Origin of the sequence: Amylibacter sp. SFDW26, assembly GCF_009184395.1 — a bacterium.
Taxonomy (GTDB): Bacteria; Pseudomonadota; Alphaproteobacteria; order Rhodobacterales; family Rhodobacteraceae; genus Amylibacter.
This window is the reverse complement of record NZ_WEIC01000007.1, coordinates 77,095-92,665: the sequence shown is the minus strand read 5'-3', so window position 1 is coordinate 92,665 and position 15,571 is coordinate 77,095. Positions and strand designations below refer to the sequence as shown.

Genomic DNA, 15,571 nt, shown 5'->3' with positions numbered 1-15,571 from the left:
TTATTGAAGTAGAAGGCGTGTGCCCATCGTGCCAGAAAAGCGCACAGATATGAGTCTTGTTAAGATTAAGAACATGACCGTTAAACTGGAAGGTCACGTTGCATTAACAAATGTCAGTATGCAGATATCCCAAGGCGAGATTGTCACTATTGTAGGACCCAATGGATCAGGAAAATCAACATTGTTGCGTACAATTGTTGGTGCAATACAACCAACTTCTGGAATTGTGAATATCACAGATAGCTGTAAAATAGGATACGTCCCACAGAAACTACATATAGATGCAACTTTGCCAATTACAGTAAAGCGTTTCTTATGTTTGCCCAAAGCACAAAACTCGAAAAACATCAAAAGTATTTTAAAGCGTGTTGGCTCACCTGATATAGAAAATCGTCAAATGGCAAACTTGTCTGGCGGACAGTTTCAACGTGTATTATTGGCGCGTGCTATCTTGAATGAACCTGATCTGCTTATCCTAGATGAAGCCACTCAAGGCTTAGATCAAATGGGCGCTGCATCTTTTTACCGCCTCGTCGAAAACCTACGAAGCACATTAGGGTGCGCAATATTAATGGTCAGCCATGAATTACATGTTGTGATGAGTGCATCAGATCGTGTTATTTGCTTGAACGGCCACGTATGTTGTCATGGCACACCTGATATTGTCGCATCCGACCCAGAGTATCACGCGTTGTTTGGTTCAGGTACGCAAGGTGCACTTGCCCTATACCGTCATGAACATAATCATACACACAATCATGATGGCACTTGCGATCATGATCGCCAGTATGAGGATGCTTAAATGTTAGATGATTTTTTCACGCGCGCCATTCTAGCAGGTGTGGGTGTCGCCATTGCCGCCGCTCCTTTGGGGTGCTTTGTTGTTTGGCGACGAATGGCCTATTTCGGTGATGCAACAGCACATGCGGCTATTTTGGGTGTCGCACTTTCCTTAGCATTCTCAACATCATTATTAGCAAGTGTTTTAACTGTTTCCTTGATTATGGCTTTTGTTGTTTCCACATTGACGGACCGTGGATACGCAATGGATACTTTGCTTGGCGTAATTGCACATTCTGCATTAGCCTTTGGGTTGGTCGCAGTATCTCTTATAGGAGGCATCCGAATAGACTTAATGTCATATCTCTTTGGGGATATATTGGCCGTTGGTATCAAAGACCTGATAGTGATCTGGACTGGCGCAGTATCAGTTTTGTTCTTAATGCTTTGGCGTTGGTCTGCTTTGTTAACCGCAACTTTGAACCCAGACTTAGCTTATGCAAATGGTATAAATCCAAAACACGAACAACTCGTTTTATCCCTCGCATTAGCTGTTGTTGTCGCTGTGGCAATCAAAGTGGTTGGCGCATTATTGATTGCAGCAATGCTGATTATACCAGCCGCAACTGCGCGCCCCTTTAGCAAAACACCAGAATCTATGGCTTTCATAGCAGCGGGAATTGGTGGTTTTTCGGCATATGGAGGCTTACAAGGATCTTATGTATGGGACACACCTACAGGCCCAACAATTGTCTGCATAGCGGCTGGGTGTTTCATTTTATCAAATATTGTAAATCTAATGAAAAGAACCGCTTAGAATTTGTCACTTTAAAGCTTGGATTTTTTCAATTAAACCACGTGTAGAGGAATTTAGGCCTGATAAATCAGCGCCCTCATCTAATAATGGTGTAATTTCATTAGCCATTACTTTACCTAATTCAACACCCCATTGATCAAAAGAGTTTACATTCCAAATCACGCCCTGCACGAACACCTTATGTTCATACAATGCAATCAAACGACCCAAACTATATGGTGTTAAACTGCGATAAATTATGGATGTGCTAGGCCGGTTCCCAGGGAATGTACGATGTGGGACAAGTGCATCTGCATCTTTTTCACTACTTCCCGCAGCTAACATTTCTGCGCGCACTTCATCACTTGTTTTACCAAAAGCTAATGCATGTGATTGTGCTAAAAAATTAGCCGTCAAAAGGTCATGCTGATCAACAAGATAAGACGTAGGCTGGGCACTAATCATAAAGTCCATTGGAACAATGTCAGTTCCTTGATGAATCAATTGGAAAAACGAATGTTGTGCATTGGTCCCAGAATCTCCCCAGATCACTGGACCTGTCAAAGTTTCAACTGGTTCACCATCTTTGGTAATTCGTTTACCATTACTTTCCATATCCATTTGTTGTAGATATGAAGAGAAGTTTTCTAAGCGTTGATTATATGGAATTAATGCAACGGTTGAGCATTTCATAATATTTCTACGCCAAATACCTATCAAAGCAAGTAAGGTTGGTAGGTTTTCTTCTAACGGTGCTGTTTTAAAATGCTGGTCCATATCTCGAAAACCAGCCAAAAAATCGCGGAAGTTTTTACTACCAATAGCAATAGCGAGTGACAAACCAATAGAGGAGGCGAGGGAATAACGGCCGCCAACCCAATCCCAAAACCCAAAAACACGCTCAGACGGAATTCCAAAAGCTTGCGTTGCTTTTAAATTCGTTGACACCGCAGCAAAGTTTACTTCTGCTGCTGCAGTTCCAATCGAGTTTTCCACCCATTCTTTTGCAGCTTGCGCATTAATCATCGTTTCTTGGGTTGTGAATGATTTAGACGCAATTAAAAACAACGTCTTTTCTGGGCTAAGACCATCCGTAATGTCGCGCAAATGGGCGCCGTCTACGTTCGATACAAAGTGAACATTTGGACCGTCTTCTGCGAACCGAGATAAGGCGCGTGTAGCCATCACTGGCCCAAGGTCAGAACCTCCAATACCAATGTTAATAACATCTGTAAAAGCCTCGCCTTTTGCATTGGTAATATCGCCAGAACGAACATCATCCGCAAATTTTAAGAAGTCTTTTAGAACAGACTCAACCAAATCATATGTAAGCTCGCCATCAACCGAATAGGCATCCGATTTATTACCCCTCAAAGCAACGTGTAAAACAGCACGATCCTCTGTAGAATTTATGTGTTCACCTGCAAACATTGCATCACGATGTTTTTCAAGATTTACAGCACGCGCCAAATCAAACAAATGTACCAACGCATCATCATCAACACGTTCTTTGGAAAAATCGATTGTTAAGTCATCAAGTGACACAGAAAATTTATCAAATCGATCAGGGTCATTTGCAAATAGATCACGCAAATGCTCAGCTTCTAAACGGCCCCAGTCGGCTTCTAGCTTTTTCCAAGCTGCTTTATCCATTTTAATGCCCACCAATACTAAACATCAATTAATGTATACATTAATCAAAGTAATTGAACTTAATTTTACAACACGCGCGTTTTTCGCTCTAAAAAGTGTTCAGAACAAGGACATATTCAATTTATTTCGTAAATTAACAACAAAGTCAGCGTTGAGAGCGTTCCCAATCTGGGTGGTTCCACGGCACGGCATTAGACGGTGCCAATAGTGTTTTCCCCAAAATATGATCTGCCGCCTTCTCACCCGTCATAATAGATGGGCCATTTAAGTTACCATTTGTGATCCGTGGAAAAATAGAACTGTCTGCAACACGCAACCCATTCACACCAATCACGCGGCATTCTGGATCAACAACGGCCATAGGATCATCAGCTGCACCCATTTTACAGGTGCCACACGGATGATATGCACTTTCAACATGCTCTTTAATAAATGCGTTTAATTCTTCATCAGATTGAACCGAACTGCCTGGTTGGATTTCATGTTTCACAAATGGTGCAAATGCGTTTTGTTCAAATATCTCACGCGTCAAACGAATACATGTACGGAAATCTTCCCAATCTTCGTCCTTGCTCATGTAGTTAAACAATATCTTTGGTGCGTCCGCAGGATCAGCTGATGCCAAAGTGACCGAACCACGCGATTCAGATCGCATAGGCCCTGTATGCGCCTGAAAACCGTGCCCCTCTGCAGCCGCTTGGCCATCATAACGCACAGCAATAGGTAAGAAATGATATTGAATATCAGGGTAATCAACACCAGCCTTTGATCGGATAAAAGCAGCAGATTCAAACTGGTTTGAAGCACCAAGACCTGTTTTCAAAAACAGCCACTGCGCCCCAATGATAGCCTTAGAAATCAAATTCCAATGCTTATAAAGCGTAATCGGTTGAGATGACGCCATCTGCAAGTATAATTCCAGATGATCTTGTAAGTTTTGCCCAACTCCAGCCCGATCAGCTATAACATCAATACCATGTTCTGCTAGGTGCTTGGCTGGACCAATACCAGACAACATCAGAAGTTTTGGGGAATTGATAGAAGACGCCGCAAGAATAACCTCACGCTTCGCACGAATGATTTCGACTTTACCGCCACGCTTCACAGCCACACCTACAGCACGGCCATCTTCGATGATAACCTTTTGGGCAAGCCCCTTAATCATCGTGCAGTTTTCACGTTTCAATGCAGGTTTCAAATATGCATTCGCAGCAGACCAACGGCGACCTTTGTGAACTGTTTGCTCCATGGGGCCAAAACCCTCTTGCTGCTCACCGTTATAATCATCTGTCACCTGATATCCGGCTTGCTGACCCGCATCCACAAACGCTTTGAACAATGGATTATCACGTGGCCCACGCGTTACATGTAGTGGCCCGTCCGTACCACGCCAAGCTGGATCGCCACCATGACCGCCATCATCCCAATTTTCCATACGTTTGAAATACGGAAGCACATCTTTGTAAGCCCAACCAGAGGCACCGCTTTCATCCCAATGGTCAAAATCTTTCGCATGACCACGTACATAAACCATCCCGTTGATTGAAGAAGATCCACCAACAACCTTACCCCGAGGTGTCGCAAGACGACGGCCATCTAAATATGGTTCAGGCTCCGATTGATACCCCCAATCATAAGTTTGCATATTCATAGGATAGGACAATGCGGCAGGCATCTGAATAAGTGGACCGACATCTGAGACGCCGTATTCGATCACCAAAACCGAATATTTGCCGTCTTCCGACAAGCGATATGCCATAGCACAACCCGCAGAACCAGCCCCAACGATTACAAAATCTGCTTCCATAGTCACGCAATCCTAATAGGGGGAATCCACAGGGCCCATTCTGACATATACCGTCTTTAACTGGCTGTAGTGTTCGATCGCAGCTTTGGAATTTTCACGTCCAACACCTGATCCTTTTACACCGCCAAATGGTGCTTCGACTGGGGCATCATTATATGAGTTGATGAAACACGTACCCGCATCCATTAGATCAATCACGCGATGTGCGCGTTTGATATCATTCGTAAACACACCACCTGCTAGACCAAGGTCTGTGTCATTCGCACGGGCAATAACCTCTTCTTCTGTTTCAAATTCGAAAACAGACATAACAGGGCCAAAAATCTCTTCGCGTGCAATTGTCATATCATCAGTAACATCGGCGAAAACTGTTGGTTCAATATAAAAACCATCACCATCAATAGCATTACCGCCAGTCACCAGCGTGGCACCTTCTGCCTTACCTCTTTCAACGAACCCCATCACGATGTCGCGTTGATTGCGACTTACCATTGGGCCAAACTGCGTATCCTCATCCAGAGGATCACCAAGCTTGATCGCCTCTGTCCGCTCTTTCAAACGTTTTAGAAACGCATCCTTAATGCCCTTTTGAACGAATACACGTGTACCATTCGAACAAACTTGACCTGTAGAGTAGAAATTCCCCAACATCGCACCACCGATCGCATCTTCCAGTGAAGCATCATCAAAAATGATCAACGGTGATTTACCACCCAATTCCATCGTCACATGTTTCATACCCGCTGCCGCAGCTGCATAAACTTTCTTGCCTGTTGCAGCAGAACCAGTAAGCGAAACCTTATCAACCCGTTCATCCGTCACCAATGCTCCGCCAACATCTCCGTAACCTTGAACAACGTTGTATAGGCCAGCAGGCGCACCCGCTTCCATCAGAATTTCTGCAACTTTTAATGCACAAAGCGGTGTCGTCTCAGATGGTTTAAAGATCATAGAGTTCCCACACGCCATAGCAGGGGCACCCTTCCAACACGCGATTTGCGTTGGATAGTTCCATGCCCCAATACCAACACAAACGCCTAAAGGAATACGTTTCGTATAAACCCAATCTTCACCCAACGGGATATGTTCACCTGTTAGAGACCCAGCTAAGCCACCAAAATATTCTAGTGCATCCGCACCCGATGTGGCATCAACATAAAGCGTTTCTTGCATTGGTTTACCTGTGTCATAGGTTTCCAATTCTGACAGTGCATGATTGCGTTCGCGCATAATTTCAGCCGCACGTTTCAAAACACGCCCACGTTCTGTACCCGAAAGTTTCGCCCATTCTTTTTGTGCTGACTGCGCCGCAGAAATTGCCTGATCCACAATCGCTGGTGTAGCGGAATGCACTTTTGCTACAACTTCGCCAGTTGCAGGATAAACGCATTCAATTACGTCCCCCGCAGTGTCTTCGACATATTGACCATTAATGAAATGGCTCGCTGTTGGTTGGCATTTCATATCTTATTCTCCTCGTGGAAAGCGTTGGCTATCTTCTAAGTTATCTAAATTCATATGGTTGCGCATATAGCGCTCCGATGCTTTTTGCAGCGGTTGGTAATCCCATGGAAAATAATCCCCATTTCGCAAAGCCTCATAAACCACCCAACGACGCGCTTGGCTTTCGCGTACTTGCGCATCAAACTCATCAAGGTTCCAACGCGCTTCTGATTTCGCTTTCAGCTGTGATACAGTTCCTTGATGCTCTGGTGTCTGAGCTAAATTTTTCAATTCATGCGGATCATTATCCAGATTGAACAACTGATCAGCATCCAAAGAGCAACGATTATACTTCCAAGGACCATACCGTAGCGATACCATTGGCGCATAAGATGCCTCTGCCGCGTACTCCATTGCAACAGGGCTAGTGCGTTCCCCACCCTGCCCCAAATGAACCAAGCTTTCACCTTCGACCCAAGGCATAACTTCATCCATAGAAACACCCGCTAAATCGCAAAGTGTTGGCGTCACATCAATGTTCGACACAGGCGCGGTCACCAAACCCACTTCCATCGTTGGTGACGACACCATCAATGGCACACGTGACGAACCTTCAAAGAAGGACATTTTGAACCAAAGACCACGTTCACCCAACATGTCCCCATGATCCGAAACAAACAAAATTATCGCATCCTGGCGTGTTGTTTCCAACGCTTCCATCACTTCGCCAATCTTGTCATCCAGATAACTGATATTGGCAAAATACGCACGACGCGACGTTTTGATCTGATCCTCAGTAATATCAAAACTACGCCAGTCATTCGCATCAAAGATCCGCTGTGAATGCGCGTCATGATCGTCATAATCCATTGCGGGAACCTCTGGTAAAAGATGCTCGCAATCTTCGTATAAATCCCAGTATTTCTTACGCGCCACATAAGGGTCGTGCGGGTGCGTAAAGCTAACAGTTAAACACCAAGGGCGGTCATCATTCCCGCGCGCTAAATCGTAAACCTTGCGCGTTGCATTATATGCAACCTCATCATCGTATTCCATTTGGTTTGAAATCTCGGCCACCCCTGCCCCAGTTACAGACCCCATATTATGGTACCACCATTCGATCCGTTCACCTGGCTTGCGATAATCTGGTGTCCAACCAAAATCAGCGGGATAAATATCTGTCGTCAAACGTTCCTCAAACCCATGCATCTGATCTGGTCCGACGAAATGCATCTTGCCTGATAAACATGTTTGATACCCAGCACGACGCAAGTGATGTGCATAGGTTGGAATATCTGAACAAAACTCCGCAGCATTATCATAAACCCGACTACGAGATGGTAATAAACCAGACATAAAAGATGCACGACCAGGTGCACACAATGGTGATGCCGTATAAGCATTTCTAAATCGCGTAGATTTTGCCGCCAGTTTTTTCAAATTCGGCGCATGCAACCAATCCGCAGGACCATCTGGAAACAATGTTCCATTTAGCTGGTCTACCATAAAAATCAGAATGTTCGGTTTTGTCATTTTATTCCCCGTGATCCCATTTATGTTCGAATCTGTACCTAAACATGGAAAAACTAAATTTGTTTTTGACTGACCAGTCAATTAAAATCTCTTAATTTAACGAACGACAGTCCAAAATCGCATAAAAGAACATTTTTCCCGAAACTTTTTCATAGAGATTAAAACGACTTTGTGGCATTAAGCTTTAAAAGTTCAAGTTTGGAATAAAAATAAGATGGCAAACAAGCAGACACGAGTTGTTGCAACAGGATTAACAGCCCTACTCTCTCTCGGCCTTATAACACACACAGCATATGGCCAACAACGTACGTTCACACCATCTTATGAAACAGCACCAACACCAATAAAGCGTCATAATCCAAATGACACGGATTCAAGTTGGTTAAACGATGCAGACATAGACAAAACAGCAAGAAAATACCTTAACAAAGCCTTACGACCAGACGGTTTACGTGTCGAAGCCTTACATTTACAAGCAACACAAGCAGAGTTACGATTTAGAAACAATCGCTATAACGTAACGCCGCAAGCGTTTGGTCGTGCGGCACGTGCAATGGCAAATGTATTGCCAAATTCAGTATCTACATTCGTTTTAACACCTGTAGTCGATGGTCTGCCCGTATCTTCAGTCACATTTAACAGAAGTGACCTAGAAGCTTATGAAAACCACCCAAATGGCACTAAGTTGTCATTCAGTAATGCTGTTATTTCAGACCCAGTTCTAAAAACTCGGGATTTGAAATTTGATGAAAAACTTTATCCAAAATTTACATGGTCACTTGGGCCTTATGTAGAATTAAACCACGATGACTTAACGGGTTCAAATCAATATAGCGTACGCGCACGTGCAAATGCAGATTGGCATATTTCACCAGGATTTTCCCTAAGCGGCTCGGTTACGAAAGAACTGTTTGGAAATATATCTACAAACACACCTTCAACATCCACCTTACAACATGTGCGCTCTGACCGTGGGCTATATATTGAGCAAGGTGACCCCGCTGTTGAGAAACTAAAATTAGATTATCTTTTCAAAGCGACGCCATCCGTTTATGGTCGGCTTTCTGCAGGCTATTTAGAACGCGCATTTGGTGGGGTTTCTGGAGAATTGCTTTGGAAGCCAGCGGCACAAAGTTGGGGTTTAGGCGCCGAAGTAAACCGCGTCAAGCAACGTGACTTTGGCAATGTATTTTCATTCCAAGATTATGAGGTTACATCAGGTCACATCTCAGCCTACAAAGAGTTCAAAGGTGGTCTATCAACTCAAATAGATGTTGGCCGTTACCTTGCAGGCGATTATGGCACCACACTTTCGTTTGATAAACGTTTTACAAACGGCTGGTCTGCTGGTGTGTTTGCTACAAAATCAAACGCCCGAGTTGATGAAGATACAAAAACAGGCTTCCGCGTAACCATTCCGCTGAATTGGATCATGAAAACACCAAGCCGTGCAAATTATGATATCGCATTTGGTAGTTCAGGTGCAGATGCTGGTTCAAGATTGCGCGTAGATAATCGTCTTTATGGCAAAGTACGCGAATATCACAGCACTGAACTAGACGACAGTTGGGCACGGTTCTGGCGCTAATGCGACTGTATTTCGGATTATTTTTAGTTCTAAGCCTTTTGGCAAGTTGCGGCTCTAAACCAGAAGATGCAGGCCCAACCAATATTCGTGAAACTCTGGTTGCCGCAATCAAAGCGCGCAGAGAAGCCAAAAAAACAGAAGGGCAACCTAAGCCAGCGCCAGTTGAGCTAACCCGCGCAGCTGTTGCTCACATCACAAAACCATTGCTTTATATTGATGTTCAAAAACTAGGCTTCAAAAACCTGTTTGCTTTGGTTGCTGAAAATGGTCCCTATAGAACATATCTAAACAACGCAAAACTTAGTGTAACCCTAAACGATGGTTTAATCACTGCAACACGTGGTTTTGGTATTGATTTGCTTTCCCAAGGTATCTCCATTCCAACAGAAGACCTATTCGTCCTGACCAATTCCCCAAAATTCTACACACGTACACAACAACAACTTGCCAAGGTAAAACAAGCCGTGGAAATTTCATACGCCTGCACATTGGAACGTGGAGAAGTTGAAACGGTTACAATTGTTGAACAGGACTACGAACTGGTAAAGTTCAGCGAAATTTGCCGGAATCCAGAACGTGCATTCCAAAACGTATATTGGGTAGAGGATGAAACCAAACAAATCTGGAAAAGTTCGCAATCAATCGGGCAACAGGCTGGATTTTTTGTAACAGAAGTGTTGATCCCTTAGTTAGGTTTATATCCATTCGGATTTTGGCTCTGCCATTTCCAAGCGGAGCCACACATATCTGCCAAGTCACACTCTGTTTTCCAACCAAGCAAATTATAAGCCTTCGTAGGATCTGCATAGAACTCTGCTATGTCGCCCGCACGCCGTTCTACAACGTCATAGGGTATATTGCGCCCAGAGGCCCCCTCAAACGCCCTTACAACGTCCAAAACAGATGATCCCTGCCCAGAACCCACATTGATCGCCTCACAGCCCTTATGGTCACCTGCAAAGCCTATTGCCGCCGCGTGAGCTTTTGCTAAGTCCACAACGTGGATATAATCCCGCACACCTGTACCATCAGGCGTTTCATAATCTGCGCCAAAAACACGCAACTTTTCCAAACGACCAACAGCAACTTGGGACACAAATGGCATAAGGTTGTTTGGAATATCATTTGGATCTTCACCAATTTCACCACTTTCATGTGCACCAACAGGGTTAAAGTAGCGCAACAACACCGCCGTATTGTCATCTTGCGCAGTACACCAATCCTTCAAAATGAGCTCAACCATATATTTTGTCATACCGTAGGGGTTTGTTGGCGCCAATGGATGAGCTTCATCATATGGTAAATAATGTGGGTCACCATAAACTGTTGCAGACGACGAAAACACAATCCGCTTACAGCCAGCCGCTTCCATACCCTCAAGAAGCGATAATGTTCCTTCAACATTATTGCGGTAATACATCAACGGCTTTTCTGTGGACTCACCCACCGCTTTTTTACCCGCAAAATGTACAACAACATCAGGACGAAAATCTATCAAAGCCTGCCTCATCTTAGGGCGGTCTAATACATCGCCTTCCACCGTTTCAAAACTGCGGTTTGTTAATTTAGCAACACGGTTTAATGCTTCAGGTTCGCTATTAGAAAAATCATCATAAACACAAACCTCATGATCCTGAGATAGCACCTCTAATAATGTGTGGCTCCCGATATACCCTGCCCCACCTGTCAAAAAAACGCGCATTTTCAATCTTTCCCTACGATGATCTTTTATTTTTCTCAGCATCGCGCTGTGCTTTAGCCATTTGACGTCCACGGATCAATAATTGCCCTAAGCCCATGGCGACACGCGGATGCAAATCTGTTCGTGTTAAGCTAACGATACGTGTAAACAAACGGATACCATCTGTATCTTGCAATACAGCCTCCGCAGTTTGCTTATGCCAATTTAACCCGCTCTCATGCAGCGCTTTAATATCGGAATGCAACATCCATTCATCCACCAACTTTTGTACATCATTATTCTTCCGTTGAATGCTCACATCTTCCACTTGGTTAAAATTACGATCAACCCAATAGCTCAGATCAATTTGCTTATCTGAACGGTTTGGCAAGCCACGCAACGTTTTTGCTAAAAACGCCTTCGCAGATTTAACCGAATAATGATTGATACAAGCCAAATCAATGCCCCCTGTTGGGCCATAAGTGAAGGCTGCATTATCTATATATTGTTTACTTAAAGGCTTACCCGATCCATTCACCCAATGGATTTTAGATAAGTCTTCTTCAACACGTTTTTTGGGCCGATGCACACCCAGCTTTTCATATGATCCATCATTCTTAAACAATGTTTTGAACATAGATCCTGTAAGTGGTGCATAGCATGGAAACCGCGCACATTTTGTAAATTGATCTAGGATCAAACCATCTTCGATTTCTATACGACCATTGTTTCCAAAATTCTGCCACATCAATGCAAAAGCCGTTGCACTCGGAACAGCACATAGCAAGTCATCCAAGTGACCATTACCCACTTTGATATTCACAAACTCATCAATGTCTGCAAACAACAACCATTCAGCTTGTGCCTTCATTGGGTGTTTGTCTGCGCGTTTCAACGCTGTCCATTGGACCCCAGCATTGGTGATTTTATCGTTACGAACATGCGTTATAATGCCCATTTCGTCCAAACGGTCCAGCAGCGTATCAGTACCGTCATCACAGTCATTCGAATACACCAAAAACCCGTCCACACCGATACTACGATGGTATGCAATCCACTCCAGAATATACGGGGCTTCGTTGCGCATAGATGTAATCATCAAATACTTCATGGGCTACAATTCCACATCATCTAAGAGCGGTAAATCTTCTGGTATTGTTTCAGGCCCCCCAAGAAAAACAGCACTACCAAAATGCACATGTAATCGGGATAGTTTCACCATACGCTCTGATTTCAATGTTTCATACATTTCCATGTAATCAGGACGCTCTTTCAACTCTCCAATGCGTTTTTTATGAGCTTCAACACATTTCGAATGCTGTTCTGCAATCTCTGGATCAGCCATCAATTCATCAAATTTTTCCTGCGCCCGCGGAATACGCTTTAGAATGCTTTCATCACGTTCCGCATTGTTGTTCATGCGGAACCAATACGCCATTCCTTGATCCCGCGCCACATGGTTCACGCGCCCTCGATCTCGTTTTACCAAAAAAGATTCACAAGAGCGCAATGCATAGTGATTAAGCGTCACTAAGTCATAACCATATGTTTTGGTTGAACTCCGCCACCCTGTTCTCAAAATGTTATCTGGCATCTTAACACCAGATCCATTCACCCAGTGAATTTGATCCATCAGCTCTGGTTGCAACCCAACAGGCCTATGAACCCCATATTTTTTATAAATCCCGTTGTTGCGGAACATGGTTTTAAACCCCCATGCTTGGTGGGGTTTGCGACAGATATGTGGCGCACAGCGAAAGAATTGCTCCGTGATGAATTTATCTTCAAACAGATCCACTTCAGCATTCCCAAACAACCGCCACGTCATGGAAATTACATTGGCATCAGGTACTGCTTTAAACAAATCGTGTAATGTACCGTCTCCGACATGAACATTAATATATTCATCAACATCCATACACATCACCCAATCTGCTGCTTTCGCTGTGGGTGTAGATTGAGCTGCCAGATAAGCTGCGTGTTGTGGTTTCTGCCCCGTTTCACGATAGGGATTTTCCCGATGCTCAACGATCCCCTTGCGATCCAAAAGATCAAACATAGTATCTGTGCCATCCGTACAATCATTCGTATACACAATGAAATTAGTCACACCGATCGACATATGATAAGCTAACCATTCCAACATAAATGGGCCTTCGTTTTTCATAGTTGTGACAACAACAATCTTGTCGTTTTTCACACCTTTATTCAGGTCTTTTACAACCTCAGGTGGCCGTTTTGTATCGTGGTTATAATTATCTTTCATCAACGCACATAAAGGTTCTGATACAACCAAAGATGCTTTTGGAACCAACTGTCCAATTTTCAAATTAGGATATCGTATACCCATACAACGCCAATACCCAAAGCCCGCACTAATTGGGTCCGGTTCTGCCTGTGATGCTCTGAACGGACGCAATGCAGGATCTTTTTCCATAAATTTACGCCCAATGACCCAAACATTCCCACTACCACGGCCATCAAAACTGGTACATGTATGGTCAGCAAAATGTGGTTTCTTCGGTTTGCGGTATGACCAAGGGTATGTCAAATTCCCCATGAATTTCAGGTAACTCTCACTTGCGTCCGCAGCATCGAATACAGTTTGCCCTGCTTTATTGCGCTTTAATAAATCGCACTGGCCAATATAAGCCACGGCACGCGCACGATCGAATGTCTTGCGACGGACAATATCCATAGTCGTTAATTCATACAAAGCGGATTCATAGGCATTGTTAACGGCTGGATCTAACATCGCCTTGCCAGGCCCATCGGGTGTTGTGTGACGGTCATAAACACTCGGTTGTTGAGGGTGCCCAAGAGGTAAATTGCTATCCAACAAAGTAAATGTCTTAAGGCCGCTTGTTGTTTCAGCAATTTTCATAAACCGATTAACCGAAGATTGCCCTGCCCATTTTTTAAACCCGCGGCGCAACAAAACCACCGCCTCTAAATCATGAGTATCACAATGATAACTTAGCCAATCTTTGAAAGCATCAGGGTCTGGATTAACCTCGCACAAGAAAACTGTATTCAAACCATCAAAAGATTGAATTAACGAAGGCTGCACAGAAAGGTTTAAAGACTTACCTTCCAGCTCTACAGTTATCTTTTTAGCTGCCTCTGCATTTTCGCGGTTCAAAACAATTGCCAAACCACGCGGAACAGGTCGATAAGTTTCAACACTTAGAACTTCATTATCTTCTTTGAATATCAGACGTTCATGAAAGTTTTCCACTAAAGCGCGGCCAGACACATAAACATGTAAACAATCACCGATTGGAACAACATCAATTATAAAAGGCGTGTTGTCGGCAACCTCAAATCCTGCCAATTTTTTCCAAGCTTTTGGAAACAGTTCACCGGATAAGCGCTGATAGAAAGTTTTAACTGCCATAATACCTGAGAGACCTGTTATCTGCTTTTTGTTTAATCTAACGGATTTCAGATAAATCAGCTAGTGCTTGGCTGAAATATTATGTGCTGATTCTAATTGATCGTATACTCGGATCAACTTGCATAGCTGTACGTAAAATACTGTCAGCTAAATGCGTTTCCACATAAGTTGCATGGAACTTTGTTGGGGCGATTAATGTCAAACATCCCCCTTCTTGCCCAGCTTCTTCTAATTGTCGCAACCAAGCGGCAAAAACTGTGGTGTCTTGGTCAAACAGGAAAGCAGAGGCAGAAGCCCATACAGACCCATCTTCTTCGGGTCGTTTATGATTGGCAGCAGAAAAAGGCACAATATTCGTTTCATGCACGTTTTGCGCTGCAGGAGCTGTTATTTCAGTTAAACGCAGAACAAAATCTGGGCCCATTTTCTGCCAATCTGCCTGCGTTTCATACAACACCTTTTCCAGCTTAATACTGTATAGCGTAACGCGACCTCTTGCCCCTGCCCTTTTAACCTCAAGCCAGCCTTTGGATTTTAATTTAGCAAGCTCGCGTTTTACGGTGCGTTCATCAACGGACCAAAGCTTTGCTATTTCTTTTTGACCCATGCTCAATTCATCACGCTGCCAATTGTATCTGGTTGTGATTAAAGACATTAATCGCAAAACCAGCTTCTGTGTGCGCTTCTCGCGTGCTAAAGCATAAGTCATCAATGCAGATAGGATATCATATTTCTTAGTCGCGGCTTCACGCCCGACGGGTTTGCTGGCCAACATTGGGCCGTCCCTTCCTGTATTTGATCCTCGTATTGGATCTACGCCTTTCCCGACTCGCTCATGGTCGGGTTATACTGCCTTTATACACTGAAACGCTGCCAACTCAACGTATTTCCAG

12 protein-coding genes are annotated in these 15,571 nt (G+C 43.9%); 4 read left to right on the top strand and 8 right to left on the bottom strand.

All coding sequences use genetic code 11. From position 1 onward, the window contains the following. Nucleotides 1–49: 49 nt before the first annotated feature. Nucleotides 50–802 carry a metal ABC transporter ATP-binding protein gene (locus tag F9L33_RS15455; protein ID WP_152143721.1) on the top strand — a complete coding sequence of 251 codons (753 nt, stop codon included), beginning with the start codon at nucleotides 50–52 and terminating at the stop codon, nucleotides 800–802. Continuing rightward, nucleotides 803–1,597: a metal ABC transporter permease gene (locus F9L33_RS15450; protein ID WP_152143717.1), complete on the top strand. Its 795-nt coding sequence runs from the start codon at nucleotides 803–805 to the stop codon at nucleotides 1,595–1,597. It begins immediately after the preceding gene. 6 nt (nucleotides 1,598–1,603) lie between these two features. Here the strand turns inward: F9L33_RS15450 and pgi are convergent, their stop codons facing one another. The 4 genes from pgi to betC all read right to left on the bottom strand — a co-directional run bounded on the left by pgi (nucleotide 1,604) and on the right by betC (nucleotide 8,012). Beyond that, nucleotides 1,604–3,229 (bottom strand): glucose-6-phosphate isomerase, encoded by a 1,626-nt coding sequence (gene pgi, locus F9L33_RS15445; RefSeq protein WP_193222079.1) that lies wholly within the window; start codon nucleotides 3,227–3,229, stop codon nucleotides 1,604–1,606. 145 nt (nucleotides 3,230–3,374) lie between these two features. Next, nucleotides 3,375–5,036 carry a choline dehydrogenase gene (gene betA, locus F9L33_RS15440; RefSeq protein WP_152143716.1) on the bottom strand — a complete coding sequence of 554 codons (1,662 nt, stop codon included), beginning with the start codon at nucleotides 5,034–5,036 and terminating at the stop codon, nucleotides 3,375–3,377. A gap of 12 nt (nucleotides 5,037–5,048) precedes the next feature. Beyond that, complete coding sequence (betB, locus tag F9L33_RS15435) at nucleotides 5,049–6,500, bottom strand: betaine-aldehyde dehydrogenase (RefSeq protein WP_152143715.1); 1,452 nt, start codon at nucleotides 6,498–6,500, stop codon at nucleotides 5,049–5,051. 3 nt (nucleotides 6,501–6,503) lie between these two features. After that, complete coding sequence (betC, locus tag F9L33_RS15430) at nucleotides 6,504–8,012, bottom strand: choline-sulfatase (RefSeq protein ID WP_152143714.1); 1,509 nt, start codon at nucleotides 8,010–8,012, stop codon at nucleotides 6,504–6,506. Nucleotides 8,013–8,226: 214 nt separating this feature from the next. Here betC and F9L33_RS15425 point away from each other — a divergent pair, with 214 nt between their 5' ends. Together F9L33_RS15425 and F9L33_RS15420 are read left to right on the top strand one after the other, a co-directional pair. After that, nucleotides 8,227–9,600 (top strand): YjbH domain-containing protein, encoded by a 1,374-nt coding sequence (locus F9L33_RS15425; RefSeq protein WP_152143713.1) that lies wholly within the window; start codon nucleotides 8,227–8,229, stop codon nucleotides 9,598–9,600. Continuing rightward, nucleotides 9,600–10,289: a YjbF family lipoprotein gene (locus F9L33_RS15420; RefSeq protein WP_152143712.1), complete on the top strand. Its 690-nt coding sequence runs from the start codon at nucleotides 9,600–9,602 to the stop codon at nucleotides 10,287–10,289. Before F9L33_RS15425 ends, F9L33_RS15420 begins: the two co-directional genes overlap by 1 nt. Here the strand turns inward: F9L33_RS15420 and galE are convergent. The 4 genes from galE to F9L33_RS15400 all read right to left on the bottom strand — a co-directional run bounded on the left by galE (nucleotide 10,286) and on the right by F9L33_RS15400 (nucleotide 15,453). Then, nucleotides 10,286–11,302 carry a UDP-glucose 4-epimerase GalE gene (galE, locus tag F9L33_RS15415; RefSeq protein WP_152143711.1) on the bottom strand — a complete coding sequence of 339 codons (1,017 nt, stop codon included), beginning with the start codon at nucleotides 11,300–11,302 and terminating at the stop codon, nucleotides 10,286–10,288. The genes F9L33_RS15420 and galE overlap by 4 nt on opposite strands. A 13-nt stretch (nucleotides 11,303–11,315) precedes the next feature. Next, complete coding sequence (locus tag F9L33_RS15410) at nucleotides 11,316–12,392, bottom strand: glycosyltransferase family 2 protein (protein ID WP_152143710.1); 1,077 nt, start codon at nucleotides 12,390–12,392, stop codon at nucleotides 11,316–11,318. A 3-nt stretch (nucleotides 12,393–12,395) separates the two neighbouring features. Next, nucleotides 12,396–14,678 (bottom strand): glycosyltransferase family 2 protein, encoded by a 2,283-nt coding sequence (locus F9L33_RS15405; RefSeq protein WP_152143709.1) that lies wholly within the window; start codon nucleotides 14,676–14,678, stop codon nucleotides 12,396–12,398. Nucleotides 14,679–14,757: 79 nt separating this feature from the next. Then, a complete protein-coding gene (locus tag F9L33_RS15400; protein ID WP_152143708.1) occupies nucleotides 14,758–15,453 on the bottom strand; it encodes a DnaA N-terminal domain-containing protein in 696 nt (231 codons plus the stop codon). Nucleotides 15,454–15,571: the final 118 nt, after the last annotated feature.